This is a genomic window from Arthrobacter sp. MDT1-48-3, from assembly GCF_054511015.1.
Genome location: NZ_JBTNDL010000020.1, coordinates 1 through 1,536 on the forward strand (window position 1 = coordinate 1; position 1,536 = coordinate 1,536).

A 1,536-nucleotide genomic window follows, 5' to 3' on the forward strand; every position below is an offset into this window, starting at 1 on the left:
GCGGTTCCCACAGTTCCCGCGGCGGACCCGAACCGTCTGGTCCTCGACGGGTCCACCGCACCTCAGCTCTTCGCGGCACTACGCTCCAGCGCCGACCTCACTTCGCCGGCTACAACAGGGGAGGAGGACAGCCATACCTCCGGTGAGGAGGACACGGCACCCGGGGGAACCGTTGACTCCACCATGGCTTCATCGCCCGTCACGGTCGCGGACGGCACCGCAGGTTCGGACGTACCTGCCACGCTTGTCGAGGCCCTTCACACTGCTGGATTCAAGGGCGCGCAGTCCCTGCCCGCCCCATCGACCCCCCTCACAGCCATCTACTACAGCGCCGGGTTCGCGGACCCCGCAACAGCTGTCGCAGCAGCACTTGGAATTCCTGCCACGACCATCTCCACGGACGAAACCATCTATGGGGTGCAGGTCTACCTCGGGACCGACGCCCGGAACGGTCTGGGCACCCTGACCGCCCAGGATGTGACCGGAACCATCAACCAGACAGCGGACCAAGTCTCCTGCCAGGACACGAATCCTTTCGGCTAGTCTCCGTATGGCGGAGCCAGTGGCTCGTTCCTACCGCTGCACCCGGGAACGCACGCGCTGCAGCACAAGCAGGGCGGCGGACACCACAAGGACGACGAGTCCTACATAGAGCAGGAACTTCAGGGTCTCGACAGCAACCCCAATGATCAGCAGGACAAGAGCGATCAAAGCCAGGACGATCAGCAAAGGTTTCATGAGTCCAGTGTGTCTAGCCCGAGAGGGCTTCTCCCAATGCTGCACGCCACACCATCCTTCTCCCGAAGGCCATTGGCTCGCATGCTGATCCGGTAGTTACCGCTCTGTCCGCGACCCTCCTTGTCCTGCCTAGTAGAGTGGATGGCATTATGGATGACCCTCCCTCACATAGACCCGTGCCCCTCACCTGCCTGAACGCCGGACTGCCGGCTGATCGAGGATGGGGGGCGCACCATGTATGAGTTGGTCATGATCGGCGTCGGCCTGATCCTCACGGTCGGCACCGGCATGTTCGTGGCCTCCGAGTTCGCACTCGTGAATCTTGACCGAGGCGACCTGGAAGCCCGCGACGCCCGCGGCGAAAAGGGCCTGAAGCCCACGATCAAGGCGTTGAAGATTACCTCGACGCACCTCTCGAGCGCTCAGCTCGGCATCACCCTGACCACCCTGCTCACCGGGTACACGTTCGAGCCGGCCATCAGTTCGCTGCTCCGCGGGCCACTGCTCGATGCGGGTGTCTCCGAGGCGATCGTGCCCGGCATCGGCGCGGTCGTGGGGATCTTCCTGGCCACCGTGTTCTCCATGGTCATCGGTGAGCTCGTGCCGAAGAACTTCGCCCTGGCCCTGCCGAGGCAGACGGCGAAGTTCGTCGTCCCCTTCCAGGCCCTGTTCACCATGGTCCTGAAACCCGTGATCCTGCTGTTCAACAACACGGCGAACAAAATCATCCGCTCCTTCGGCATCGAGCCGAAGGAAGAGCTCTCCGGTGCACGCAGCGCCGAGGAACTCAGCTCGCTG

3 protein-coding genes are annotated in these 1,536 nt (G+C 63.4%); 2 read left to right on the plus strand and 1 reads right to left on the minus strand.

All coding sequences use genetic code 11. The annotated features are described in order from the left end of the window. On the plus strand, positions 1-543 hold a 543-nt coding region (locus ACX80L_RS17710; protein ID WP_459291376.1), incomplete at its 5' end, for a LytR C-terminal domain-containing protein. Between the two features lie 30 nt (positions 544-573). On the opposite strand, the gene ACX80L_RS17715 is transcribed toward ACX80L_RS17710, so the two are convergent. Continuing rightward, positions 574-738, minus strand: a complete 165-nt coding sequence (locus ACX80L_RS17715; RefSeq protein WP_459291378.1) for a hypothetical protein — start codon at positions 736-738, stop codon at positions 574-576. Positions 739-972: 234 nt separating this feature from the next. Here ACX80L_RS17715 and ACX80L_RS17720 point away from each other — a divergent pair. Next, the coding region (locus ACX80L_RS17720) for a CNNM domain-containing protein (protein WP_459291380.1) at positions 973-1,536 on the plus strand (564 nt) is incomplete at its 3' end.